This is a genomic window from Roseateles chitinivorans (assembly GCF_050632235.1).
Lineage (GTDB): Bacteria > Pseudomonadota > Gammaproteobacteria > Burkholderiales > Burkholderiaceae_C > Roseateles > Roseateles chitinivorans_A.
Genome location: NZ_CP192584.1, coordinates 5,524,948 through 5,550,501, shown reverse-complemented (window position 1 = coordinate 5,550,501; position 25,554 = coordinate 5,524,948). Strand labels below are relative to the sequence as shown.

Below are 25,554 nucleotides of genomic sequence, written 5' to 3'. Positions count from 1 at the left end.
GCACTCCTGCGGAGATCCTGTCCTGGCTGCGATCCCGGTTAGGTGGGTCGGTTCCCGACCGCACCTGCGGATCCTCGCTGCGCCATCGCAGTCATTGTTTGGATCTGCCGGTTGGACCGGTGGTCGAGCGGTGCTACCTGCTCGATGGTTCCCATTGTGCGAAACGTGCTTCAACGCCGATTGGCCGATTAGCGGGCGGAAAACCGGCCATTAACAACCAATAAAAGAAGGCCCCGCATCGTTCCCGGAGGGGCGATGCGGAGCCTTTGGAGGCCCGGCCGCGAAGGCCGGTGCTTGAGGAGTCGACCGTTGGAAGAGGGGATCAGCCGCCGCGCAGCAGCGACAGCACCTGCTGCGGGAGCTGGTTGGCCTGCGCCACCATCGTGTTGCCGGCCTGCTGCAGGATCTGCGCGCGGCTCAGGTTGGCGGTTTCCGCGGCGAAGTCGGCATCCATGATGCGGCTGCGGGCGGCGGTCTGGTTTTCCACCGAGACCGACAGGTTGGAGATGATCGCGTCGAAGCGGTTCTGCGAGGCGCCCAGGATGGCGCGCTGGCCGCTGACCGTGGTGATGGCCGCGTCGATGTTGTCGATGACGGTCTTGAGCGAGTCGGGCGTCGAGGCGTTGTCGATCACGCCACCGGTCACGTTGGTGATCGACGTGTCGTTGGTCATGTTGTTGGTGATCACGTCGACCGAGTCGTTCGCGCTGGTGTTGGCGCCGATCTGGAAGGTCTGCGTGCCGGCGTCGTCGCCCAGGATGGACTTGCCGTTGAAGGTCGTGCCACCGATGACGCGGCCGATTTCCTGACCCAGCTGCGCGTATTCCTTGCCGATCGAATCCAGGTCGGACGTGGTGTTGGTTGCGTTGCGGGCCTGCACCGCCAGTTCACGCATGCGCTGCAGGGAATCGCCCACCTTGGACAGCGCGCCTTCGGCGGTCTGCGCCAGGGAGATGCCGTCGTTGGCGTTGCGCATCGCGACGTTCATGCCGCGGACCTGGGCGTTCATGCGCTCGGCGATCGCCAGGCCGGCCGCGTCATCCTTGGCGGAGTTGACGCGCAGACCCGAAGACAGGCGCTGCATCGACACCGACAGCGACGACTGCGAAGACGACAGGTTGCGCTGGGCGTTGAGCGATTGCAGGTTGGTGTTGATGATCTGAGCCATGATTCATTCCTTCAAGTTTCAAAGACCTCTGGCGGTCTCGGCGGACGGTTGATTAATCGTCCGACTGAGCCGGACCACGTGGCCCTTGCTGTTGAATTGCGGACCCGTTGATGCAGTTATCGGGACGCGTGGGAATGGACTTGAGGCCTTCTTGAAAAGAAAGCGTGCAACGCCCCGTGGCGGGCGTGAAGAAGTGGCGGGGAGCCACTGTGGACGGGCGCTTGCGGCCCGCCGGTGTCGGAAGCCCGCCGTGCCGGCTTCTAGGCCGGCGCGGAGGACGTCTGGTACCAAGCCTTCGGGCGGCCTGGCGCGGGCTCTCCACGGGGCATGGGGTCTCGCATCCGCGAACCCCAAGCCCCATTCCGGCCCCACCCTCGCTCGTTGACTTCTCTTTCACCACCACCGCAGGTCGATGGGGAAAGAGAAGGGGACCGAGTCCCCTTCGAGGGTCCTGGCACCCGCGGACGTCTGGACGTCTGCGGGTGGCCTCTTCCTTCTATTAGCGCAGCAGGGCCAGCACTTGCTGGGGAGCCTGGTTGGCCTGGGCGATCATCGCGTTGCCGGCCTGTTGCAGGATCTGCGCGCGGCTCAGGTTGGCGGTTTCCGAAGCGAAGTCGGCGTCCATGATCCGGCTGCGGGCAGCGGTCTGGTTCTCGACCGAGATCTGCAGGTTCGACACGATCGCGTCGAAGCGGTTCTGCGAGGCACCCAGCTTGGAGCGCTCGGTCGACACCGAGGTGATCGCCTTGTCGATGTTGTCGATGATCGTCTTCAGGTCGTCGGTCGACGAGCCGTTGGTGATCGCGCCGCCGGTGACGTCCGTGATCGCGGCCTGGCCGGTCATGTCGGTCGTGACGACGTCCACCGAGTCGTTCGTGGTCGTGTTGGCGCCGATCTGGAAGGTCTGCGTGCCTGCGTCGCCGGCCAGGATGGCGCGGCCGTTGAAGGTCGTGCCGCCCAGGACGCGGGTGATTTCCGAGCCCAGCTGGCTGTATTCCTGACCGATCGAGTCCAGGTCGGACGTCGTGTTGGTCGCGTTGCGGGCCTGCACCGCCAGTTCACGCATACGCTGCAGCGAGTCACCCACCTTGGACAGCGCGCCTTCAGCCGTCTGCGACAGCGAGATGCCGTCGTTCGCATTGCGCTGGGCGACGTTCATGCCGCGGACTTGCGAGTTCATGCGGTCCGCGATCGCCAGGCCGGCGGCATCGTCCTTGGCGGAGTTCACACGCAGGCCCGACGACAGGCGCTGCATCGAGATCGCCAGCGACGATTGGCTGGTCGAGGTGTTGCGCTGAGCGTTTTGCGACAGCAGGTTGGTGTTGATGATCTGGGCCATGATTGCTCCTAACAGCTATACGTAAATACCGGCAAAAGCGCCGAACCACACATGAGCGCCTGAGTCCTCCGATCCTCCGACCCGCCGTGAGGCGAACCGGCCGAGGATCTCGGATGCTCCTGCTGAACCGCCCGGGCCATTTCCCGGTTCGGTCCCAGTCCGACGCTAGTCAACCGTTGCCGTCCCACCCCTCATCGGAAGCCAAGAACGTCAGGCCTTCTAACCGGACCACGTGCCGCCTGCCTGCTTCGACCTGCTAGCAAGACTGCTTGTCTTTGCTGGCCTGTCGCTGCGTTCAGCAGCCCCGTTGAGTTGGTTATCGGGACCCTCGACATAGAACTTGAGGGCAATTTGTCAAGACTTGTGATCTGTTGATAAGCAGGTCTTGCAACGTGTTGTTTGTCGTTTGACGTCGACCCGGACTTGTGGCCGGGCGTCGGCCTGGCGACGGACATGGGGGTATCTACGGCCTGAATGGCTCGGGATTGAGGGGGAATGCCGGTGCTTTTCGTGTGCTCGATCACGGGGGTGCCACCCTACAGTGCTTCCTGGCGATGCCGACAAGCGGAATCGCCGCATTCGCCGCATTCGCCACCTTCGCCGGGATCGGTCTCGGCTTCGAGACCGGACTCGATCGACGAGTCCCAACGACCATGGAGAGATCTATGCCACTGCAAGCGCAAACCGAGGCACGGTCCGCCGTGTCGATGATCGACGCGTCGATCGATGAACAATTTCACGGAACGGTCCGGCCGGGATCCAGCGAGGCTCGTCTCCTGCTGGCCCAGGCGCGCAACGCCGCCTATGCGCAAGCCGCGCAAGGTCGCATCGGAGACGGTGTCGAGCTGCTCTACAACGCGCTGGAAATGGCGCCGATGAGCGTCGACCTGCTGTCCGATGTCGGCGCGCTGATGCTGGCCGCGGGCCAACTGAGCGATGCCGCGCTGTATGCGCATCGCGCGGTCGAGTTGTCGCCGCAACACGCGCCTTCCCTCTACACCCTCGGCTTCGCGCTGTCGGGCCTGGGAGAGGTGAAGGCGGCGATCGAGGTGTTGACCACCCTCAATCAAGGCCAGGCGCTCGAGATGCTGCGTCGCGATTCGCCGGAATTGATGGCGATCGTCGACTCCGAATTGCTACGCCTGCAAGCCGCCTGATCGGTCGACGATCCGTCGACCCGGAGACCGCCTGACAGGCTGTCTCCCTGAAAAACCGCCGCCGAGCCCGCAACCACGGGCCTCGTCCGGCGGTTTTCTCATGGGGGCCTGTCAACGTGTAGGAATCAGGCTGACAAGGCGGTCGTCCCGCTCCCTAGCCTGTATCTGGCGTCCACCTGATGTTGCGTGAACGAGTGTTTCTTCAGAATTCATTCCATCGCAGCAACGCAACCCACCAGGAGCCACCCGATGAACAGCGACCAGATCCTTGCCGAGATCCGCGAAGCCAACCTGTCGTACCTGATGCTGGCGCAGAGCCTGATCCGTACCGACCGCGAACAGGCGCTGTACCGCCTGGGCATCTCGGAAGAGACCGCGACGCTGTTGAACACGCTGAGCCCGGCGCAGATGCTGAAGATGGCCTCCGGCAACACGCTGCTGTGCCGCTTCCGCATGGACGACGACCTGGTGTGGGGCCTGCTGACCTCGCACGGCAAGCCGGCCGCGAACGACAGCGTGTCGCGCCTGCACGCTTCCATCCTGATGGCCGGTCGCCATCAGGAAGCTGCGGCCTGATCCAGTCGATCCAGGCAACTGCCCCCAGGCAGAGAAATTGCCGCCCGAGAACATCCGAAAGACACCGGAGCACCCCATGCGCACCAAGTCCATCCTGACCGAAGCCAAGCAGATCGATCGCGCCGTGACGCTGATCAAGCTGGGTGCGCGCCTGCAAGTGCTGGAATCGGAAACTGACCTGAGCTACGAGCGTTTGCTGCGCCTGTACAAGGAAGTCTCGGGCAAGAGCCCCAGCAAGGGCCAGCTGCCGTTCTCGACGGACTGGTTCATGACCTGGCAGCCCAACATCCACGCCAGCCTGTTCCTCAACATCCACGAGTACCTGAACAAGGTCGCCGAGATGGACGAGATCGACGTCGTCATCAAGGCCTACCAGCTGTACCAGGAACAGACCGCGGCCCAGAACCTGGAGCAGCTGCTGTCGGTGACCCGCGCGTGGCGCCTGGTGAAGTTCGTGGACAACGGCATGCTGACGATGACCAAGTGCAGCAAGTGCGGTGGCCACTTCGTGACCCATCCGCACGAGGTCGCCAAGCATTACGTCTGCGGCCTGTGCAACCCGCCGGCCCGCGCCGGCAAGGGCAAGGCCGCCGGCGGCATCCAGATGCACTGAGCGCATCGATCCCGGACCACGCATTCGAATGTCCACCCGCTGGCGCAACTGCCTGGTCGTCATCGCCCGCAATGAGGCGGCGACGATCTCCAGGCTGTTGACCAGCGTTCGTCCGTTCGTGGACGACATGTTGGTGATGGATACCGGTTCCACCGACGGCACCGTTCAGTTGGCAGAAGCCGCTGGCGCTCGGGTTGTCCATTTCCCCTGGATCGATGACTTCGCCGCTGCGCGCAACGCCGCGCTCGACGCGGCCGGCGTTGACTGGCACATCGTGCTCGATGCCGATGAATGGCTGATCGGGGAGGGCAGTGGCGTCGCGCTCACGGCGTTGCGCACCACATCGCCCGACTTCGTGGGCACGATTGCGCTGCAGGACCACTTCGACGGCGGCACCGCGCAGTCGCGCCTAAGCCGCGTGCTGCCGGGACATGTTCGATACGCCGGCCGTATCCACGAACAGCCGCTGCACGACTTGTCCGTTCGCGCGCTCAACATCCAGGTCGGCCACGACGGCTACTTGCCGGAGCGGCTTCACGTGAAGCAGGGGCGCAACGAGCAATTGCTGCGCGCCGCCATAGATGACGATCCGACCAATCCGTATCTCTGGTACCAGCTCGGCAAGGACTTTTCGGTCTATGACCGCTTCGCCGATGCCGAAGCAGCGTTCGCGAACGCCTGCGATCGCTTGAGTTCGTTGCCCTTGCCTCCTGCATGGTGGAACGACCTTGTCGCCAGAAGGCTCTTCGGGCTGAAGTCGCTCAAGCGTCATGCCGATGGCATGGTCTTTGCCGAAACGCAATTGCAAAGATGTGCGGACTCGCCGGACTTCTTCTTTGCGCTTGGCGATCTGCTGCTGGACTGGGCTGCGGATCAGCCGCAGCAGGCCGATGCCTTGGTCCCAATGATCGAGGACGCCTGGCGTCGCTGCCTGGAGATCGGCGAACGGCCGGACCAACCGGGCGCCATCGAGGGACGCGGCAGTCGCCTGGCCGCTTACAACCTGGCGCTGATCCTCGAGGCGACGGGTCGCCCAGAGGAGGCGAGGGCACTGCGCGAGGCGCGGTGATCCTCAAAAAGCAGCGCCGGGATGGCGCTGATCTGGCATCTTGTAGGAATTAGGCTGACAAGCGCGTCGGCGCGCTCCCTAACCTGGAGATGGAAGCGACCTGATGTTGCTTGCGTGTCGGGATCTCTACAGTTCGTCTCACGCTGAAACGAAACGACATCAGCACCCAACACCCCCAGGAGCCGAACGATGAACGCCGACCAAATCCTCGCCGAGATCCGCGAAGCCAACCTGTCGTACCTGATGCTGGCTCAGAGCCTGATCCGTGCCGATCGCGAGCAGGCGCTGTATCGTCTGGGCATCTCGGAAGAAACCGCGACGCTGCTGACCACGCTGAGCGCCGCCCAGATGCTGAAGATGGCCTCCGGCAACACGCTGCTGTGCCGCTTCCGCATGGACGACGACCTGGTGTGGGGCCTGCTGACCTCGCATGGCAAGCCGGCCGCCAACGAAAGCGTGTCCCGCCTGCATGCCTCCATCCTGATGGCCGGCCGCCATCAGGAAGCCGCCTGAGTTTTATCGACGCCCCTCGCGTCAACTGAAGCTGAATCCAAGCTGAACTGAGCCGGAGACACCGACATGCGCACCAAGTCCATCCTGACCGAAGCCAAGCAGATCGATCGCGCCGTGACGCTGATCCACCTGGGCGCCCGTCTGCAGGTGCTGGAGTCGGAAACCGACCTGAGCTACGAGCGTCTGCTGCGCCTCTACAAGGAAGTCTCGGGCAAGAGCCCCAGCAAGGGCCAACTGCCGTTCTCGACGGACTGGTTCATGACCTGGCAGCCCAATATCCACGCCAGCCTGTTCCTCAACATTCACGAGTACCTGAACAAGGTCGCCGAGATGGACGAGATCGACGTTGTCATCAAGGCCTACCAGCTGTACCAGGAACAGACCGCGGCCCAGAACCTGGAGCAGCTGCTGTCGGTGACCCGCGCGTGGCGTCTGGTGAAGTTCGTGGACAACGGCATGCTGACGATGACCAAGTGCAGCAAGTGTGGCGGCCACTTCGTGACCCACCCGCACGAGGTCGCCAAGCATTACGTCTGCGGCCTGTGCAACCCCCGGCGCGCGCCGGCAAGGGCAAGGCGGCCGGCGGCATCCAGATGCATTGAGGGCGCCGTCATGGCTGCCCGACTTCCCCGCGCCGCTTCAGGAGACGCACCCTCCGCGCTGCGCTGGCCGACGCTGGCACTGCTGAGCTGGGGCGCCTGTTTCATCGTCTGGCGCCTCTTCGGCCCGGACTGGCCGGCGGCGATCGTCGCTTCGGGCCTCGGCCTGATCCTCGCGGGACTCCATCGCCAGACCTGGCGCCGGATGATCGTCGCGGCGGGCTTCCCCATGGCCTTGCTCTTCACCGGCACCGACCTGCCGGCCTGGATCTGGCTGATCCCGCTGGCCGTGCTGGTGCTGGCCTACCCCCGCCACGGCTGGAGCGACGCGCCGCTGTTCCCGACGCCCCACGACGCGCTGCGCGCGCTCCCCGAGCGTGTGAAGCTGCACGAAGGCGCCCGCGTACTCGACGCCGGCTGCGGTCTAGGCGATGGATTGGTGGCCCTTCGCCGCGCTTATCCGAGCGTGCGCTTCGCGGGCATTGAATACAGTGGCTTCCTGTGGCTGCTGGCCCGCCTGCGCTGCCCCTGGGCCGACATCGCCCGGGGCGACCTGTGGGCTCAGTCGTGGCGCGAGACGGACCTGGTCTACCTGTTCCAGCGGCCCGAGTCGATGCCGCGCGCGCTGGACAAGGCGCGCAGCGAGATGCGGCCGGGCAACTGGCTGGTCAGCCTGGACTTTCCGCTGCCGGGACAACCCGTCTTTGCGCAACTGGACACCGGCACCCGGCATCAGCTGTATGTCTACCGGGTGCGCGAACTCAAGGCCTGAGGAACCCATTTCATGTTTGTCATCATCGGTTGGCTGCTGGCCCTGGCCTGCATCTTCGGCGTGTTCATCGCGCACGGAGGCAACATCAGCGTGGTGCTGCACGCACTGCCGTTCGAGATGACCACCATCTTCGGCGCGGCGATCGGCGGCATGCTCGCCACGAACCCGCCCAAGGTCATGAAGGCCACCATGAAGGGCCTGGGCGACTGCTTCAAGGGCAGCAAGTACACGAAGGCGCGCTACATGGAGTTGCTGGCGCTGCTGTACGACATCCTGCAGAAGGCGCGCAAGGAAGGCCTGATGTCCATCGAAAAGGACGTCGAGGATCCGCACAGCTCGCCGCTGTTCCAGAAATACCCGACGGTGGGTAACGACCACCACGTCACCGAGTTCATCACCGACTATCTTCGGATGATGGTCTCCGGCAACCTGAACGCGCACGAGATCGAGTCCCTGATGGACGCCGAGATCGACACCCACCACCACGAGGCCTTCCTCGCCGTGATCGCGCTGCAGCGGCTGGCGGGCGGCCTCCCGGCCTTCGGCATCGTGGCCGCGGTGCTGGGCGTGGTGAACACCATGGGCTCGGTCGGTCAGCCGCCGGCGGTGCTGGGCGGGATGATCGGTTCGGCGCTGGTCGGTACCTTCCTGGGGATTCTGCTGGCCTACGCCTTCGCCGAGCCGCTGGCCGGCGCGCTGGAAGCCAAGGTCGACGAGGCCGGCAAGGAACTCCAGTGCATCAAGACCACGCTGCTGGCCTCGATGCAGGGCTACGCGCCGCAGGTGGCGATCGAATTCGGCCGCAAGGTGCTGTACTCGACGGAACGCCCGACCTTCGCCGAGCTCGAAGGCCACGTGAAGAAGAAGTGAACGGAGTGAATCACCATGGCCGGTGACGCCAAGAAGCTCCAGCCCATCATCATCAAGCGCGTCAAGAAGGGCGGCCATGCCGCCCACGGCGGCGCGTGGAAGATCGCGTACGCCGACTTCGTGACGGCGATGATGGCCTTCTTCCTGCTGATGTGGCTGCTCGGCTCGACGACCGAAGGCGACAAGAAGGGCATCGCGGACTATTTCGCCTCGCCGCTGAAGGTGGCGATGTTCGGCGGATCGGGGTCGGGCGACGCCTCGCACATCATCAAGGGCGGCGGTCAGGACCTGACGCGCCAGACCGGCCAGGTCAAGGCCGGCGACGTCGAATCCCCTCGGAAAACCATCAACCTGAAGGCCCTCAAGGAAGAGCAGCGCCGGGCGGAACGCGTCCGTCTGCAGCAGTTGAAGGACAAGGTCGAGAAAATCATCGCCGAGAACCCCAAAATTGCGGCATTAGGTGGACAAATCCGACTCGATATGACACGCGAGGGCTTGCGGATTCAAATCGTGGACGAGAATAATCGTCCGATGTTTGACAGCGGCAGCGCGGTGGTGAAACCGTATATGCGCGAGTTGCTGCAGGAACTCGGCAACGTGTTGACCGAGGTGCCCAACCGGCTCACGCTGGAGGGTCATACGGATGCACAGCCGTTTTCTGCGGGCGAGCGTGGATACAGCAACTGGGAACTGTCGGCGGACCGGGCCAATGCCTCGCGGCGCGAGCTGGTGGCGGGCGGTTTGCCGGATGCCCGGGTCCTTCGCGTGCAGGGGTTGGCGTCGAGCAAGTTGCTCGACACGAAAGACCCCAAGGCCCAAGTCAATCGCCGCATCAGCATCATCGTGATGAATCGCGATGCCGAAGATGCGGTGCTGAAGAACCTGCCCGATGAGGACGAGGACGCTTCAGACCCCGCGGCCAGCGCGCCGCAGGCCTCAAGTTCCGCGCCCGCGAGCCGATAACGTTCCGAATCGAACAAAGCCCTCCAGTCCCCTCAGAGGAACGCCATGAGCACTGACATGAAATTCTTGATCGTCGACGACTTCTCGACCATGCGCCGGATCGTGCGCGGTCTGCTGAAGGAGATCGGCTACAACAACGCCGAAGAGGCGGAAGATGGCGTCGAGGCCCTGAGCATGCTGAAACAGGCGAAATACGATTTCGTCGTCAGCGACATCAACATGCCCAACATGAACGGCTTCGAGCTGCTCAAGGCCATCAAGGAAGATGCCACGCTGAAGCACCTGCCGGTGCTGATGGTGACGGCGGAAGCCCGCAAGGAAGACATCGTCCTGGCCGCGCAAAGCGGTGCGGCGGGCTACATCGTGAAGCCATTCACGAAGGCCACGCTGGAGGAAAAGGTCCTGAAGATCATGCAGAAGCTGGCCGCTGCGGCCTGACGCTGGGAGTCCCACCATGCAGATGGAAGAGCTGGCCAAACTGACCTCGCAATCCAACGAGCCCTTGACGGTCTCGCCCGAGGTGTTCCAACAGATCGGCACGATCACCCGCGTGCTGCACGACACGATGCAGCAGCTGGGCGTCATGCCCAAGCTGCAGGTCGCGACCGACGGGCTGCCCGACGCGCGCAGCCGCCTGACCTACATCGCCAACAAGACCGCCGACGCCGCCAACAAGGTGTTGAACTCGGTCGACCAGGCCAAGGCCGAGCACGCCAAGATCACCGAGGCCGCCAACGCGATGGCCCAGGCGATCACCGCGGACCCGGTCCGTGCGGTGGCCTCGGGCGCGGTGCTGAACTTCGTCAAGGAGGTCGAGTCCTCGACGTCGAAGATCGACACCCACCTGACCGACATCATGCTGTCGCAGGACTTCCATGACCTGACCGGCCAGGTGGTCGCCAAGGTCGTGACCCTGGCCAACGACCTGGAAGACTCGCTGGTCAAGCTGCTGGTCTCGGTGGTTCCTCCGGAACAGCGCGAGAAGGTGGATCCGAGCATCCTGCAAGGTCCGGTCGTGAATCCGGAAGGCCGCGCCGACGTGGTCGCCAACCAGTCCGAAGTGGACGATCTGCTGGCCTCGCTGGGCTTCTGATCTCCCGAAGCCGGCATCGCCGCAACGAAGCCCGCGCCCCGGCGCGGGTTTCTGCTTTCTGGGCCTGTGTCCTGAAGTCCGGCTGATTTCCGTCCCTTATCCGGCTAAAGCGAAACCCCCTCCGGCCGAACAATGGCGGGGCCACGGCATAGGGCCGTGACCACCCATGGCCGATCAAGACGCACAAGACCGCAACTTACCCGCCTCGCAGAAGAAGATCGAAAGATCTCGCAAGGAGGGTCAACTGCCGCGCTCCCGGGACCTGCCGCATTTCGCGGTGATGGCCACGGGCGGCGCCTTGTTCGCGAGCTCGACGCCGTACGCCGTCGAGACGCTGCAGCGCATGCTGGAAGGCGCGCTGCGTTTCGATGCCGAACAGCTGCGCACCGCCGGCATGATGACCGAGCGCCTGTCGACGCTTACCTGGCAGGGTTTCATGCTGGGCCTGCCGGCGCTGATCATCCTGGCGATGGCCGCGATCGTGGCGCACATCGCGTCGGGCGGCTGGAACTTCACGATGAAGCCGCTGGCGCCGAAGTTCTCCAACCTGAATCCCATCACCGGCATCGGCAAGCTGTTCCAGATGCAGAACCTGACCACGGCGCTGAAGGCCGTGCTGCTGTCGCTGGTGCTGGGCGTCGTCGGCGCGATGGCGCTGAAGGACCGCATCGCCGGTTTCATCGGGATCATGTCGGTGCCGCTGCCGTCGGCGCTGGCCTTCGCGGGCAAGCAGCTGATGGGGGGCTGATGCTGCTGGGTCTGTGCCTGGCGCTGTTCGCCGTCATCGACGTGCCGCTGCAGCGCTTCCAGTACCTCAAGCGCCTGAAGATGTCCCGCGAGGAAGCCAAGAACGAGCTCAAGGAAGCCGAAGGCAACCTCGAGATGAAGCACAAGATGCGCGCCAAGGCCCGGGAGCTGGTGAAGCGCCGGATGCTGCAGGCGGTGCCGAAGGCGGACCTGGTCGTGATGAACCCGACCCACTATGCGGTCGCGATCGCCTACGACGAGACCAAGTTCGGCGCGCCGCGCGTGGTGGCCAAGGGCCTGGACCTGCTGGCGTTCAAGATCCGCGACATCGCCAAGGAAAACAAGGTCCCCGTGCTGCAGGCGCCGGCGCTGGCCCGTGCCCTGTACGCCCACGCCGAGCTGGACCGGGAGATCCCCGGTGCGCTCTTCGGCGCCGTGGCGCAGGTGCTGGCGTACGTGTACCAGCTGAAGGCCGCGCTGAAGGGGCAGGGCGCCTCGCCGCAGGCCGTGCCGAACCCGCCGGTGCCGGACGAGCTCGACCCGCACAAGAAGCCGGGCTGGACGCCGCCGGAAGAAGAGCTGGACGACCAGTTCCCCGAGGGCAACCCCGCCTGACGGTCCGACCTCGCCCGAAGGGGCGAGGCCCGATTTCGGGGGAGATTCCCCCTTTATCCGGCTAAAGGAAACGAGGCTCCCGCCGAACAATGGCGGGGCTCGACGGCAGTGTCGGGCACGTGATCTCCCCCGGCACCCAACAGGTTGAAGGCAGCACCGATGAACGAGCTGATGGCCCGTTTGCAGAACCTCCTCGGACCCCGCGCCGCCATCGTGCAGGCGCTCGGGGCGCCGATCGCCATCATGATCATCCTGTCGATGATGGTGCTGCCGCTGCCGGCCTTCGCGCTCGACCTGTTCTTCACCTTCAACATCGCCATGTCCATCATGGTGATGCTGGTGGCCTCGCAGATGATCCGGCCGCTGGACTTCGCGGCCTTCCCGACCGTCCTGCTGATCACGACGCTGCTGCGCCTGTCGCTGAACGTCGCCTCCACCCGCGTGGTGCTGCTGGAAGGCCATACCGGCGCCGGCGCCGCGGGCAAGGTCATCGAATCCTTCGGCCACTTCCTGATCGGCGGCAACTTCGCCGTCGGCCTGATCGTGTTCGCGATCCTGGTGGTCATCAACTTCATCGTGGTCACCAAGGGTGCCGAGCGGATCGCCGAAGTCGGCGCGCGCTTCACCCTGGACGCCATGCCCGGCAAGCAGATGGCGATCGACGCCGACCTGTCCGCCGGCCTGATCGACGAGAAGGAAGCCAAGCGCCGCCGCGCCGAACTGGGCGACGAAGCGGACTTCTTCGGCTCCATGGACGGTGCCTCGAAGTTCGTCCGCGGCGACGCGATCGCCGGCATCCTGATCCTCTTCATCAACATCGTCGGCGGCTTCGTCATCGGCGTGGTCCAGCACGGGCTGTCCGCCGGCCAGGCCGCCGACAGCTACATCCTGCTGGCCGTCGGCGACGCGCTGGTGGCGCAGATCCCGGCGCTGCTGATCTCCGTCTCCTCCGCCCTGGTCGTGTCGCGCGTCGGCAAGGACAAGGACGTCGGCCAGATGATCGGCTCGCAGGTGTTCGGCTCGATCAAGGCCGTCGCCATCACCGCGGGCGTGGTGTTCATCCTGGGCCTGATCCCGGGCATGCCGCACCTGGTGTTCATGATCATCGCCGGCGCCCTGGGCTACCTGGCGTACTGGCTGCGCACCAAGGAACAGGCCACCAAGGCCGCCGAGGCCCGCAGCAAGACCGCCGCCCCGTGCCGGGCGCGCCGAACCCGGATGCCGAAGCTTCCTGGGACGACGTCGTCGCCGTGGACACGCTGGGTCTGGAAGTCGGCTACCGCCTGATCACGCTGGTCGACAAGACCCGCGAAGGCGACCTGCTGAGCCGCATCAAGGGCGTACGCCGCAAGTTTGCGCAGGACATCGGTTTCCTGCCCCCGTCGGTGCACATCCGGGACAACCTGGAACTGCGCCCCAGCCAGTACCGCGTGACGCTGCGCGGCGCGGTGATCGGCGAGGCGGAGGCCTACCCGGGCATGTGGCTCGCCATCAACCCCGGTCACGCGACGCAGAAGCTGATCGGGACGCCGACAACGGACCCCGCCTTCGGACTCCCGGCGGTCTGGGTCGAGGAGCGGCAACGGGATATGGCGCAAATGGCGGGCTTTACGGTCGTTGATTGCGCGACCGTGGTGGCCACTCATCTTTCACACTTGCTGCAAGTTCACGCGGCCCGGTTGTTGGGTCGAGTGGAAACCCAGCAGCTGGTGGATCACCTCACCAAGCAAGCGCCCCAACTCATCGAAGACGTGATTCCCAAGATGGTCAATGTCGCCGCCCTGCAACGAGTCCTCCAGTTCCTGCTGGAAGAGGGCGTGCATATCCGCGACATGCGTTCCATCGTGGAAAGCCTGGCCGAAAACGCCACGCAGACGACCGATCCCGCCGAGCTGGCCCGTCGCATCCGCATCCACATCGCTCCGGCGATCGTGCAGCAGATCTACGGACCGGCCAAGGAGCTCGACGTCATCGCCCTCGATCCCGAGCTGGAACGTCTGGTCTCGCAGGCCCTGCACTCGCCTCACGGCGCGGCGCTGGATCCCGGTGTGGCCGACACGCTTGCAAGAAGTGCCGCGCAGACCGCGCAATCCCAAGAGGATCGCGGTTTGCCCGCCTGCCTGCTGGTGCCCGACCTGATTCGCGCTCCCCTGGCCCGACTGCTCAAGCGCGCTGCGCCGCGGCTGAAGGTGCTGGGACACAGCGAGATTCCTGAAACGCACACGATCCGCATCGGCTCCATCATCGGAGGCACGGCATGAACGTCAAACGCTTTACCGCCCGCAATTCCCGCGAAGCCATGGCCCTGGTCCGCCAGGCCTTCGGCGACGAAGCGGTCGTGCTATCGAACAAGCCCTGCCCCGAAGGGGTGGAGGTGCTGGCGATGGCGCCGGAAGGCATGTCGCAGATCGAGCGCGTCGCCGCTTCGACGCCGCGTGCCGCCGCCGCAGCGCCGCGCGCCGCCGCGCCGCGCCAGCCGGCTGCCCAGCCGCAGCGCCAGCAGCAACGGGAAGAAGTGCAACCGCGTCAGGCGCTCAAGCAGCGCCTGGCCGCGTCGCCGGCCCCGCAGCGCGCCGAACCCGCCTTCGGCGGCTCGGTGGGCGAGGACGTCAACGCGATGGCGATGAGCACGCTGTCCTTCCAGGACTATGTCCGGGAACGCATGCTCAAGCGCCGTTCGGCCGAGATGAACGGCCTGCCCGATCCGATGATGGACGAGCCGGCGCCGGCCTTCTCGCAATCGCAGATGAATGAATCGGTCGCCTCGATGGCCGCGCAGCGCGACCAGCGCGCGCGTTCCGCGATGCAGACCCTGGGCGCCCGTCGCGTCGACGAGCGTGCCTACGAACCCGCGCCGGCTCCCGCGCCGCGCGTCGTGCCGCCGGTGCTGCGCGACGAGATCCGCGTGCAGCAGCAGGCCATGCAGGACCTGGGCGGCATCGGCCACGGCTTCGGCGGCATGGGCAACCATCCGCTGAACGACATGCCGGCGTCCTCGCGTCGCGAGCAGGAGATGATGACCGAGCTCCGCGCGATGAAGGGCATGATCGAAGAGCGCTTCGGCGCGCTGGCCTTCATGGAGAAGCTCCAGCGCCAGCCGGCGCAGGCGCGCCTGACGCAGAAGCTGCTGGACTCCGGTTTCTCGCCGGCCCTGGTGCGCAAGCTGGTCGAAGGCCTGCCGGCGCAGACGACCGAGGAAGCCGATTCCCAGGCGTGGGCCGCCAACGTGCTGTCGCGCAACGTGCAGACCGCCGAGCAGCAACCGGCCCTGGAAGATCAGGGCGGCGTGTTCGCGATGATCGGCTCGACCGGCGTCGGCAAGACGACGACGACGGCCAAGATCGCCGCGGCCTTCGCGACCAAGTACGGCGCGAGCCAGCTCGGCCTGATCACGCTGGACGCCTACCGGATCGGTGCTCACGAGCAGCTGCGCGCCTACGGCCGCATCCTCGGCGTGCCGGTGCACACGGCGCATGACCGCGCGTCGCTGGAAGACCTGCTGGACCTGCTGTCGTCCAAGAAGATGGTGCTGATCGACACGGCCGGCACGGCCCAGCGCGACAGCCGGACCGCCGAGCTGCTGGACATGCTGGCGCACAAGAGCATCAAGCGCATCCTGGTCGTCAACGCCGCCCAGCAGGGCGAGACGATCGAGGACGTGGTCGGCGCCTGGCGCGGCGCGGAAGCGCAAGGCGTCATCCTGTCGAAGCTGGACGAAGCGGTGAAACTGGCCCCGGCGCTGGACACCGTGATCCGCCACAAGCTGCGCGTCCTCGGCGTGACCAACGGCCAGCGCGTGCCGGAAGACTGGCATCGCCTGTCGTCGCAAGCGCTGGTGCAGCGCGCGCTGCGCAGCCACGGCCAGTCGGCCTGGCGCGTCGACGCCTCCGACGTCAACCTGATCTTCACCGCCGGCACGATGGCGGGAGGCGCAGGCGCCGCATCGCCGATGGGCATGAATTGATCAAGCGCTGACCGCTCGATCGGAGGGGGTTTCCCGGGGACGGGAGTTGCCAAAGCCGGTCACAAGTTCTAGAAAGGGGGAAGGGCTCGGGCTCTTCCCCCTTTTTCCATTGGAGCGGGGGACGACCCGAAGTCGTTGTGTGAGAGGTCCACGAGGTGAGGGTGACGGGAGAGAAAAGCGGGGTGTTTCCCCCTTTCAATTCCCGGTCAGAGGGTGGCCCCGGGAGCGAAACTTCCGGTAACGGCTCCAGCATTGGCCGGTTCCTCTCGAGGGGGACAGGGCGCTGGGGCGGAACACGCAAGAGACACAGAGCAGCCCAATGCGCGACTTCAGCAATGCTCCGAAAGACCAGGCCGACGGCCTGCGCCGACTGTTCGCCACGGCGCGCGTGCGCGTGGTGCCGGTGGTGAGCAACCCGCATGTCGTCGGCAGCGGCGCGCTGCTGGAAGGCATGTGCGCGGCGTTCGGGGAACTCGGCCTGCACACGCTGGTCGTGGACGCGGGCGAGCACGCCTCGGCGGCGTCGGAACTCGCGGCGGTGGACCTCGCGGCCTGCGTGGAACCGCTGTCGGCGAAGGTCTCCTTCCTGGCCGCGCGCGGACTGCCGATGCGCTACGTCAATGCCAACGGCTCGGCCGCCCAATTCCTGGAAGCAGTGACCGACGCGGCGCCGTACGCCGACGTCGTCCTGCTGCACGCCAGCGCCGCGGAACTCAGCCGCGTGCTGGTCTCGCGCGAAGTGCGTCCGGTGCTGCTGGCCGACACCGACGTGCAGAGCGTGACCTACGCCTACGCCGGCATGAAGTGGCTGACGCAGCGCGCGGGCCTGATGGTCTACAGCCTGCTGCTGGCCTGCAACCCGCAGCTGCGCCTGGCCGAACGGATCGCCCAGCAGCTCTCGAGCTGCGGCGACGGCTTCCTCGGCGCAGTGCTGCGCGAGTGGGCCTGCCTGGATCCCCGCCAGCCGGTGACGGCGCCGCTGACGCACGAGATGCGTCACATGGCGCGCGAACTGCTGCTGGCCTCGGTGCCCGGAGCGGCGCTCGACAGCGCCGCCGACGCGATGCCGCTGCGCCCGCGGCCGATGTGGCAGCCCAAGGCTGGCCGCGCCCCGCAAGGCGTGACCCTCGCTGCGCACTGACGCCGGATTGGAGACGAGACGATGTACACCGCCAAGGGTCAACTCGACAACAACTCGCTGATCCGCCAGTACAGCCCGCTGGTGCGCCGTCTGGCGCATCAGATGATCGCGAAACTGCCGGCCAACGTCGAACTGGACGACCTGATCCAGGTCGGCCTGATCGGCCTGACGGACGCGCTGTCGCGCTTCGACACGGCGCAGGGCGTGCAGTTCGAGACCTTCGCGACGCAGCGCATCCGCGGCGCGATGCTCGATGAGCTGCGCGGCAGCGACTGGATGAGCCGCGGCAACCGCCGCCAGCAGCGCTCGATCGAGAGCGCGGTGCACAAGCTCGAACAGAAGCTCGGCCGCCCGCCGCAGGAGTCCGAGATCGCCGCCGAGATGGGCATCTCGCTGACCGAGTACCAGGAGATGCTGGGCAAGGTGCGCGGGACGCAGCTGGTCTATCTGGAGGACATCTCCGGAGGCGAGGACAACGACGACTACCTGGACCGGCACGTCGGGGACAACTCGGCGGATCCGATGTCGATGCTGGGCGACCACCGCATGCGCGAGGCGCTGGTGGAGGCGATCAAGAACCTGCCGGAGCGCGAGGCCTACGTCATGTCCATGTACTACGAACATGACATGAACCTGAAAGAGATCGCCGCGGTGCTGAAGGTGACCGAATCGCGGGTGTGCCAGCTGCACAGTCAAGCGATTGCCCGATTGCGCGTCAAGCTGCGCGACTGGTAAAACGAGCCGCATAGGCGGCCGCAATCCTTGTGGTCCATAAACCATGAGGGGAGCGTCCGATGTGGGACTCATGGCGCAGGCGCGCCGGGAAGGATGCGCCTGACGCGTCGGTGGGGGAGCCGAGGTTGGCTTTCGTGAGCCGGCGCTGCAAGGCAACACCACCAAGGTCGTTCGGGAGCTCTCGAGCGGCGTCTCCAAACTGGGCCGCGACGCGGCCGAAGTCCGCGGACTGCTGGAGGACACGCAGAAGGTCGTGACCTCGCAGGCGCAGGCGATGCAGGCGCTGGGCTCCGAGCTCGAGCAGGTCCGGCATGCGCAGGACGGCATCAACCAATCCACGAACCAGACCCGCGAAGCCGTCGAGCGCGCGCGCACGGCGCTGTCCGGCGTGGGCGACGAAGTGGGCGGAATCGTGTCCACCTTGCGTCAGGTGTCGGACGCGGCGTCCGAGATCACGAAGATCGCGTTGCAGACGCGGCTGGTGGCGTTCAACGCGTCGGTGGAGGCCAAGCGCGCCGGCGAGGCGGGCCGCGGCTTCGGCGTGGTGGCGGATGCGGTGAAGGACCTCGCGGCGCAAGTCGAGGCGTCCTCGAAGGCCATCATGGGCACGGTGGGGACGCTGGATGCGCGGATCGAGACCTTCAGCCGGGAGCTGAGGGCGGACGGCTCGGGAGGAGCCGGTCAGAGCAAGATCCTGCAGGCGTTCGCGGATGTGGAGATCGACGTCGACCTCATCGCGAAGTCGGCGCAGGAAAGCCAGGCGACGACGCAGCAACTGGCGGAGCGCTCGGGAGAGCTCGGGGTGGAGATCCAGCAGGCGATGCGCAAGCTGGAGTCGGCGTTCGCGTGCAGCGACCGTTTCCTGCGGCTGTCGGAGCAGATGATCGAGCAGATCGCGTCGAGCGGCGTCGAGGTCGAGGACTCCCCGTACATCCAGGCGGTGCAGGGGGCGGCGGCGGAGATTGCCGGCTTGCTCGAACGCGCGGTGAAGGAGAAGCGGATCGACGTCTCGGCGCTCTTCGACGAGCAGTACCAGGCGATCGCGGGGACCGACCCGCAGCAGTTCACGACGAGATTCACGCAGATCGCGGATCAGCTGTTCCCGGAGGTCCAGGAGCGGATGCTGAAGCTCTCGGACAAGGTGGTGTTCTGCATCGCGGTGGACCGCAACGGGTACGTGGCAACGCATAACAAGCGGTACTGCCAGCCCCAGCGCGCGGGCGACACGGCCTGGAATACAGCCAACAGCCGCTATCGGCGGATCTTCAACGACCGGACAGGGCTGGCGTCAGCCCGGAATCAACGACCGTTCCTCCTGCAAACCTACCGCCGGGATATGGGCGGCGGGAACTTCGTGCTGCTCAAGGAGGCTTCGGCACCCGTCACCGTTGCTGGGAGGCATTGGGGTGGGGTGAGGTTGGCGTTTGGGTTCTAAATACCTACAAAATCACTATGCGCGAAAAATTCAGTGCTTTCTATGCACCTAGCGCCGATCAATATAAACGTCTGTGGGCCGAAGCGGTAATCGTTCTTGATGCCAACGTGCTTTTAAATGTGTATCGGCTTCCGGAAGTTGCTAGAAATGAATTCTTGGGGATTCTTGAAAGGCTAAAAAGTCGCGTGTGGATTCCATATCACGCGGCCTTAGAATTCCAGAGAAACAGAATCGGCGTCATCGCCGCGCAGCGCAAGTTGACCGAGGGCGCCTTGACTGCAGTGCAGAGCGTGATCGGAGACTTGAAGGTGAAGCTTTCCACCCTCGAGATCGAAAAACGGGGTCTTGGAATCGACGTTGGCCCAATTTTGAATGATCTTGAAAAATCCCATAAGAAGCTGGCGGAAGCCGTGGGGAAGATTCACTTGGCTCAATTGGATGTGACGTCAATCGATCCGCTTCGCACACAACTGGATGGAATAATCGGCCAACATGTCGGTGATGGCCCAAAAGACCAAAAGGACTTGGATGAAATCTTGTCCGATGCCGAAAATCGGTTCACGTTGGCAATTCCACCTGGGTTTTCTGATGGCAAGAAAGAAAAGGGCGGAGTTGCGCTGACTTACGTTAATGGTGGAGTTCGATATGAGGCAAAATTTGGGGATCTGATCTTCTGGAAGCAATTACTTGCGTATGCAACGAAGTCCTCGCTTCGGACTGTGTTGCTTGTTACCGACGATCAAAAAGAAGATTGGTGGTGGCGAGAGCAAGGAAAAACAATGGGGCCGCATCCAGAGCTGGTGGGCGAGATATCAAGAACTGCGGGTGTTGAACTCTTTTGGATGTATACCTCAGCAAGTTTTCTTGAGCACGCGAAAGAATATTTCGAGCCGAAAATATCCGATCGAGCGGTCAAAGAGATTCAGTCTGTTGCGGCGCCTGCAGAAGGAGTTATCCCAACGGAAGTTTGGCGTCGGGTTCTTCGCCGGGACGTAGGTGGTGAGGCAGAAGAGCCGCGTGTGTCCAACAAGAACCTCGCAAGGGTTTTTGCGATATGGTTCTCTGAGAGTTACTCAGGAACGCGTGTTTCGTACAATCGTTCCAACAGGGTGAGGGTCACTTGGCCGACTGGAGAGGAGCAAACCTTCCTAGTCGTTGCCGTGGAGAGTGATAGTATCGGAGAGATTAAGAATAATATCGATTTGGCTGTTCGAGTGGCGTATCCTTTATTAAACGACTTGCCCTCTTCTTTCGGAATAGCCGTCCTCGTGCGGGACGCAGTGGGAGAGATCGAGGAAAATGCAGCTAATAAGGTTGGATTGGGAGAGTTGGGAAACTATGCGCGCAAGCGGTATAAAGCGCGCACTGTTACGGTAATGGATGAATGGTTGGGGACACTGACCCCTCGATTCTGGCTGCAAATGGGGGACGAAGGCTCCATGGGTAGTGCGACGTTCTTGGCTTCGCCGTGATGTCGCGGATTGAGGGTTGATACATGGTTGAGTCGTTGAGACTACTTGATGAAGTAGTTGCGACTGAATTTATTACCGACTTTTGTAATTGCTGAATTGGAGCTATTGGCTAATGATGTCAACAGGTGCTCAAAACACCTCTCATCTGACGGTCGCATGTGCGGCCTCTCTAGTTTCCCGATTTGCGGGCGAGATGGACCTATCCGCGAGGACGGTCGCACGTTGGATGAGCGTGTTTTGACATCTCGCCCACCCTCCGCATTCAACAGGTCAGGTGGTCGTCCCTCAACTTCCGTTTAGTTAAGGACTTCCATGCTTACTACCAGCTTCATCTTCAACGTCGCCGACAGCAATTCCCGTCTCTCTGAATCTCTCGCCCTCGAACATATCGAGTTGGATCCTGGTCCCGCCGCGCGCGAGGTCCCGTTCCTCGATCGTCAGCCCCTTGTGATGAATTCCGACCGCACGTTGGAACAGCTCAATGTCGCCGCCGGTAATCCCTATCACTATGGGATGGCGGAAGACGGCGGCTTTTACAAGCATCCGCTCGTGTTCGATCAGAACATCACCGTCCGCACCGCTATCGCCAGCTTGCGCGACCGCCTCACGCAAGCGACTTCGTTTCTCCAGGAAGTCGACGTTTCGATGAGCAGTCGCGAGCGCGGTAATCCCCGTCATATTGCCGTCGGACTCCTTCACGACGCCGCCAGCTTTTTCGCTGTGATCGAGATCGCTGCCATCGAAGAGCATGGCCGCCAAGTGAGGAACTCCATCGAGGCGGGCTGACGGTGTCGGTGCTTAGACCGCGTCCTTACCTCCAGACCGCCAAAAGAAAACGAGTGCCCACGCGGGAGCGTGTGGCACTCGTTTTGCATTGGTGATGCGCGCCGGACGAAGCTTCAGCCTTGCAACCGAGCGTGAACAGCGCGACCTTGGTCACTTCCCAACTCGACCCCTTCGTTCTTACCGTGCCGGATCGTGGAAAACATGTGAGGCAAGCGTGACCGACACCGTATTGAAGGACGTCTATATCTCGAAGGGGCAAGTGGATCGGTACTTCGAAGGACGTGTGCCAGTGCACTTGTGGCGGGCGCTGAACGCTCGCCGTGGCGGCGCGCTATTCGATTTCGTTGAGCAGCCCACCACCTTGTCCAATGGTCGCTTGAGGCCGCCCGACATCACGATCGTAGATCGCAAGGGCACCAAGTGGGTCTCGGTTCGAAGCGCGCCCCGCGGCATCAGTACCTTCGACAAGCCTGGCGTGCCCCCCGGCAAGGATTGGTCGTACTATCGAATCGGCGCTGGCACCGTGCTTCCCCATGGTCTGGCTATCGTGCGCGACGCTCTCAACGAGCATTACGGCGCGACCCACTACACCATTGCTCCCGCATTCGATATGCCGTTGGAGCAGTTCAAGCACCTTCTCCTTGAGTTGGCGAAGAATGCGATAAAGGAAGCCGCATGATCACTATTCCCAACGCTTTTGCGCCCATGCTGCTGCAAGCTGTGCGCGACGCAGCCCTTTATCACGAAGGGCTGCTTCGCAGCGAGACGATTCGCGATCACGAGCGCGCTGACTACGAGGAATATCACCTTCACCTGACGCAGTTTCTTTCCTACCTAAAGGAGCAATACCTAGAGGTTGAGAAGGAAGCAGGCGTGCCGTTGAGCGATCTTCACGTGTAAAGCTCGCGACGTAATCTGTCGATGAAAACGAGTGCCCGCGCGGGAGCGTGTGGCACTCGTTTTTCCTTGCTGCGTGCGCTAGATGGCACGCTGGTATCGCGACGGTTGCGTACGTCGTGTGGCATGCCTTGCAGCAGTAGAAGCAGCCGTTGATCCGATCGTTTGGCCACTGCCTTTTAGCGGCGGCTACAGCCCCCGAACACGAAGAATGTTCACCGAGATCGATCTGGTTCTGCGGAAGCGGCATGTACGCGCAACCTGCCGTTAGGTTGTGAACCTCGTAGTCCCCATTAGCCTGCACATTCTTGTTGATGATGAACTGAGCCATGTTCATTCCTCCTTGATGGTCGCTGGATCATTGGTGGCTGTCATCTAGCGCGGCAGCGGCGTGAACGCTATCAACACTGTCGTATTCCAGCCTCCTCAAGCCTTGCGATGACTGGCAACCCCGTTTCGGCTAACCGATGCGTTGGGCTGCATGTTCGAAAGCCGGATGGCCTTCGAAATACTTCGCGGAAGTGAACCGCCTTTCGGCGATATGTTGAATCGCGCGCCAGAAGTCCTTTGGCGACAACGACTTGGCTTGCAGCGCCAAATTCCATAAGTTGAATCGGCGTTTTCGGTATGTTGAAAGTTCGCCTATGAGGTGGGCAGGGCGCCGACCTCGGATCGGATGAGCGTGCTCGCCGTCTTGATGGAGTCCAAGTTTGAGCGTCTTCGCGGAACGACTTCATGGAGGCTCGCCATACCCTCAGTCCGTGTCTCGAAGCATCCACCACACACGAAATCCGTCTTCCATCTCAAGTGAAGGACCGACGTGGAGGCGATGTGGGATCCGAAGGCGCCGCATCCGGACGTGGCTGAGCTCTTGAAGAAGAGGGCGGTCAAGAGGGCGTCGATTCTGAGTCGAGAGGTCGCAGCCGTGGCTGCCTCAGAGCAGGTGAATTCCGAAGGCAAGGACTGACCCCCGCTTGCCTCTCGCCCGCTCGTCAGGGCGTCCCGCCGGATGTGCCTGAGCTCGTCGAGTTCGGGCGCGCGCTGCCAATGTGTGACCAGCCCCTTCCCATTCCCCACGCCCGCGCGCCTCCCCAAACGCTTTGTCACCATGACTCCGGGTTTACCCGCTGCGCCGGACTGAGCATATTTCGGAAAGTGGTACTCAAGCGGTGACAAGAAATCTGAACTTGGAAGATACCAATTCAGATCCACCGCCCATGCGATCCGCCGACTGGCCCGACCACACCTGGCCTCCGGCGGCTTTGGTGCGGGCTCGGGACCCGCTTCGGTCTTACCCCTTGGAACCACTGCCATGACCGTCACCGTCCGACGTCCGTCCAAATCCACCTCGGCCCCGCTGCGACTGCTCGTCGCCCTCGGCGCCGCCGCCTTCACGCTGCATGCGGTCGCGCAGACCGCCGCGGCCTGGAAGCCCGACACCTACTACACCGCCGGCACCGTCGTCAGCTACAACGGCCAGCTCTACCGCGCCACCGTCAACCAGACCGACTACGCCAGCACCGGCTGGAACCCGACCAACGCGTCGTTGTGGACGCTGGTCGGCCCCGCGAGCGGCCCGGCGCCTTCGCCCGCGCCGTCGCCGGCCCCCACGCCGAGCCCGTCGCCCAGTCCCGCTCCGGCGCCCACCCCGGCACCGTCTCCGGCCCCCGCGCCGCAGGGCGCCTGGAACGCCGCCACCCCCTACTCGGGCGGCGCGATCGTGAGCTACCAGGGCGTGATCTACCGCGCCAACTGGTGGACGCAAGGCGACAACCCCGCCTCGCAGAGCGGCCCCGTCGGCACCGGCAAGCCGTGGACGGTCTACGGCGGCACGACGCCGCCCGCCCCGTCGCCGGCCCCGACGCCCACGCCCGCCCCCTCGCCGGGACCCGCTCCCGCGCCTGGCCCCGCGCCCACGCCGGCCCCGTCGCCCGGCCCGGCGCCCGCGCCCGGCAAGCACCAGCTGATCGGCTACTGGCATAACTTCACCAACCCGGCCGGCCCGACCTTCCCGATCAGCGAGGTCTCCGCCGACTACGACGTGATCGTCGTCGCCTTCGCGGATGACGCGGGCAACGGCAGCATCGCCTTCAACCTCGACCCGAGCGCCGGCGGCGAGTCCCGCTTCATCGCGGACGTGGCGGCCGCGCGGGCCAAGGGCAAGAAGGTCGTGCTGTCCTTCGGCGGCCAGAACGGCACCGTGACGCTCAACAACGCGACGCAGGTGACCAACTTCGTCAACAGCGTCGAGGCCATCATGCGGCGCTACGGCTTCGACGGCATCGACATCGACCTGGAGAGCGGTGCCGGCGTGACCTCGGGCGCGCCGGTGCAGACCAACCTGGTCACCGCGGTGAAGCAGCTGAAGCAGCGCATCGGCAGCGGCTTCTACCTGTCGATGGCGCCAGAGCATCCGTACGTCCAGGGCGGCTTCGTCGCGTTCAGCGGCATCTGGGGCGCCTACCTGCCGATCATCGACGGCCTGCGCGACGAGCTGAACGTGCTCCACGTCCAGTACTACAACAACGGCGCCGTCTACACGCCGTATGCAACGCAGGGCCTGGCCGAGGGCAGCGCCGACATGCTCGTGGCCACCAGCCGCATGCTGATCGAGGGCTTCACGACCAACAACGGCACCGGGTCGTACGTGTTCCGCGGTCTGCGTCCGGACCAGGTCGCGTTCGGCCTGCCGTCGGGCCCGTCGTCGGCCAACAGCGGCCTGGCGAGCACCGCCACCATCACGGCGGCGCTGAACTGCCTGACGCGACTGCAGCAATGCGGCGCGATCAAGCCGGTGCAGGCCTATCCGACGTTCCGGGGCGTGATGACGTGGTCGATCAACTGGGATCGCCATGACGGGAAGACGTTCTCGACCGACGTGAGGAAGTCGCTCAACACGCTGCCCTGATCGCGACTGACCGGGTGCGCCGCGTGATGTTCACGCGACCCACCCGGTCCGGCCGCGCCCGCCAGATCGCTCGGCAGGGCCAGGACTTGCCCGCTATCCGCATCGGCGCGGGGATGGCAGGA

At 64.3% G+C, this 25,554-nt stretch carries 23 protein-coding genes and 2 pseudogenes; 23 read left to right on the top strand and 2 right to left on the bottom strand.

All coding sequences use genetic code 11. The features are described from left to right. Positions 1–322 precede the first annotated feature (322 nt). Positions 323–1,168 carry a flagellin gene (locus ACQ859_RS25305; RefSeq protein WP_431261118.1) on the bottom strand — a complete coding sequence of 282 codons (846 nt, stop codon included), beginning with the start codon at positions 1,166–1,168 and terminating at the stop codon, positions 323–325. Positions 1,169–1,667: 499 nt separating this feature from the next. Beyond that, entirely contained in the window at positions 1,668–2,507 is an 840-nt protein-coding gene (locus ACQ859_RS25300) for a flagellin (protein ID WP_421033184.1), read from the bottom strand. A gap of 707 nt (positions 2,508–3,214) precedes the next feature. On the opposite strand from ACQ859_RS25300, the gene ACQ859_RS25295 reads away from it, so the two are divergent. From ACQ859_RS25295 to ACQ859_RS25185, 23 genes and pseudogenes are all read left to right on the top strand, one after another. Next, the gene (locus ACQ859_RS25295; RefSeq protein ID WP_431266653.1) at positions 3,215–3,664 is read left to right on the top strand and encodes a tetratricopeptide repeat protein; all 450 of its coding nucleotides are present in this window, start codon (positions 3,215–3,217) and stop codon (positions 3,662–3,664) included. 249 nt (positions 3,665–3,913) lie between these two features. Further along, positions 3,914–4,240: a flagellar transcriptional regulator FlhD gene (gene flhD / locus ACQ859_RS25290; protein WP_431263281.1), complete on the top strand. Its 327-nt coding sequence runs from the start codon at positions 3,914–3,916 to the stop codon at positions 4,238–4,240. 76 nt (positions 4,241–4,316) lie between these two features. Beyond that, positions 4,317–4,853 (top strand): flagellar transcriptional regulator FlhC, encoded by a 537-nt coding sequence (flhC, locus tag ACQ859_RS25285; protein WP_088403400.1) that lies wholly within the window; start codon positions 4,317–4,319, stop codon positions 4,851–4,853. Positions 4,854–4,881: 28 nt separating this feature from the next. Next, positions 4,882–5,922, top strand: coding sequence for a glycosyltransferase (locus ACQ859_RS25280; protein WP_431263280.1), 1,041 nt, complete (start codon positions 4,882–4,884; stop codon positions 5,920–5,922). Positions 5,923–6,111: 189 nt separating this feature from the next. Next, entirely contained in the window at positions 6,112–6,435 is a 324-nt protein-coding gene (gene flhD / locus ACQ859_RS25275; protein ID WP_088403402.1) for a flagellar transcriptional regulator FlhD, read from the top strand. A 66-nt stretch (positions 6,436–6,501) separates the two neighbouring features. Next, positions 6,502–7,037, top strand: a pseudogene (gene flhC / locus ACQ859_RS25270) (flagellar transcriptional regulator FlhC). A gap of 10 nt (positions 7,038–7,047) precedes the next feature. Then, positions 7,048–7,806, top strand: a complete 759-nt coding sequence (locus ACQ859_RS25265; RefSeq protein ID WP_431263279.1) for a class I SAM-dependent methyltransferase — start codon at positions 7,048–7,050, stop codon at positions 7,804–7,806. A gap of 12 nt (positions 7,807–7,818) precedes the next feature. Further along, positions 7,819–8,676 carry a flagellar motor stator protein MotA gene (gene motA / locus ACQ859_RS25260; RefSeq protein ID WP_088403404.1) on the top strand — a complete coding sequence of 286 codons (858 nt, stop codon included), beginning with the start codon at positions 7,819–7,821 and terminating at the stop codon, positions 8,674–8,676. 15 nt (positions 8,677–8,691) lie between these two features. Beyond that, a complete protein-coding gene (gene motB / locus ACQ859_RS25255; protein WP_431263278.1) occupies positions 8,692–9,639 on the top strand; it encodes a flagellar motor protein MotB in 948 nt (315 codons plus the stop codon). Positions 9,640–9,684: 45 nt separating this feature from the next. Continuing rightward, positions 9,685–10,077: a chemotaxis response regulator CheY gene (gene cheY, locus ACQ859_RS25250; protein ID WP_067276146.1), complete on the top strand. Its 393-nt coding sequence runs from the start codon at positions 9,685–9,687 to the stop codon at positions 10,075–10,077. 16 nt (positions 10,078–10,093) lie between these two features. Further along, complete coding sequence (locus tag ACQ859_RS25245) at positions 10,094–10,732, top strand: protein phosphatase CheZ (protein WP_082938636.1); 639 nt, start codon at positions 10,094–10,096, stop codon at positions 10,730–10,732. Between the two features lie 166 nt (positions 10,733–10,898). After that, entirely contained in the window at positions 10,899–11,480 is a 582-nt protein-coding gene (locus ACQ859_RS25240; RefSeq protein WP_431263277.1) for an EscU/YscU/HrcU family type III secretion system export apparatus switch protein, read from the top strand. Then, positions 11,480–12,094: an EscU/YscU/HrcU family type III secretion system export apparatus switch protein gene (locus tag ACQ859_RS25235; protein WP_431263276.1), complete on the top strand. Its 615-nt coding sequence runs from the start codon at positions 11,480–11,482 to the stop codon at positions 12,092–12,094. The genes ACQ859_RS25240 and ACQ859_RS25235 overlap by 1 nt, the downstream gene beginning before the upstream one ends. A 159-nt stretch (positions 12,095–12,253) precedes the next feature. Further along, positions 12,254–14,355: pseudogene (gene flhA / locus ACQ859_RS25230) on the top strand (flagellar biosynthesis protein FlhA). Then, positions 14,352–16,058 (top strand): flagellar biosynthesis protein FlhF, encoded by a 1,707-nt coding sequence (gene flhF, locus ACQ859_RS25225; RefSeq protein WP_431263275.1) that lies wholly within the window; start codon positions 14,352–14,354, stop codon positions 16,056–16,058. Before flhA ends, flhF begins: the two are co-directional and overlap by 4 nt. A 319-nt stretch (positions 16,059–16,377) precedes the next feature. Continuing rightward, the gene (locus ACQ859_RS25220) at positions 16,378–17,199 is read left to right on the top strand and encodes a MinD/ParA family ATP-binding protein (protein ID WP_431263274.1); all 822 of its coding nucleotides are present in this window, start codon (positions 16,378–16,380) and stop codon (positions 17,197–17,199) included. A 21-nt stretch (positions 17,200–17,220) separates the two neighbouring features. Continuing rightward, positions 17,221–17,934: an RNA polymerase sigma factor FliA gene (locus ACQ859_RS25215; protein ID WP_431263273.1), complete on the top strand. Its 714-nt coding sequence runs from the start codon at positions 17,221–17,223 to the stop codon at positions 17,932–17,934. Between the two features lie 253 nt (positions 17,935–18,187). After that, positions 18,188–19,369 carry a methyl-accepting chemotaxis protein gene (locus tag ACQ859_RS25210; RefSeq protein WP_431263272.1) on the top strand — a complete coding sequence of 394 codons (1,182 nt, stop codon included), beginning with the start codon at positions 18,188–18,190 and terminating at the stop codon, positions 19,367–19,369. Between the two features lie 17 nt (positions 19,370–19,386). After that, positions 19,387–20,841: a PIN-like domain-containing protein gene (locus ACQ859_RS25205; protein ID WP_431263271.1), complete on the top strand. Its 1,455-nt coding sequence runs from the start codon at positions 19,387–19,389 to the stop codon at positions 20,839–20,841. 312 nt (positions 20,842–21,153) lie between these two features. Beyond that, a complete protein-coding gene (locus ACQ859_RS25200) occupies positions 21,154–21,627 on the top strand; it encodes a hypothetical protein (RefSeq protein WP_431263270.1) in 474 nt (157 codons plus the stop codon). 214 nt (positions 21,628–21,841) lie between these two features. After that, on the top strand, positions 21,842–22,306 hold the full coding sequence (locus ACQ859_RS25195) for a hypothetical protein (RefSeq protein ID WP_431263269.1): 465 nt from the start codon (positions 21,842–21,844) through the stop codon (positions 22,304–22,306). Continuing rightward, entirely contained in the window at positions 22,303–22,527 is a 225-nt protein-coding gene (locus tag ACQ859_RS25190; RefSeq protein WP_431263268.1) for a hypothetical protein, read from the top strand. Before ACQ859_RS25195 ends, ACQ859_RS25190 begins: the two co-directional genes overlap by 4 nt. A gap of 1,309 nt (positions 22,528–23,836) precedes the next feature. Beyond that, complete coding sequence (locus tag ACQ859_RS25185) at positions 23,837–25,432, top strand: chitinase (protein WP_431263267.1); 1,596 nt, start codon at positions 23,837–23,839, stop codon at positions 25,430–25,432. Positions 25,433–25,554 lie beyond the last annotated feature (122 nt).